1 protein-coding gene is annotated in these 311 nt (G+C 70.1%); it reads right to left on the reverse strand.

Translation table 11 applies throughout. The features are described 5' to 3' along the window. Window positions 1-103: 103 nt before the first annotated feature. A partial coding sequence (locus IE312_RS42685) for an AMP-binding enzyme (protein ID WP_440862376.1) occupies window positions 104-311 on the reverse strand: 208 nt, incomplete at its 5' end.

The raw sequence follows: 311 nt of genomic DNA on the forward strand, positions 1-311 counted from the left end.
CCCCGAACACCCTCCCGACGGTCCCGGGCCCGGTACGCCACCGACCGCGCAACGGGCCCGGAACCGCCGTGGAACATTCAGCGGATGCTCGATACGGGCCGTTTCACACCCCGTACCGCTCGCGCAGTTCCACCTTGCGGACCTTTCCGGAGACCGTCATCGGGAAGGAGTCGAGGATCCGGAGCCGGCTGGGGATCTTGTAGTGGGCGAGCCGGCCCGCGCAGAAGTCGCGGAGGTCGTCCAGCGTGAGCGGGTCGGCGGGGTCGCTCGGGATGACACAGGCGAGCACCTCCTCGCCGTACCGCTCGTGC

Origin of the sequence: Streptomyces capoamus, assembly GCF_014654935.1 — a bacterium.
Classification (GTDB): domain Bacteria; phylum Actinomycetota; class Actinomycetes; order Streptomycetales; family Streptomycetaceae; genus Streptomyces; species Streptomyces capoamus.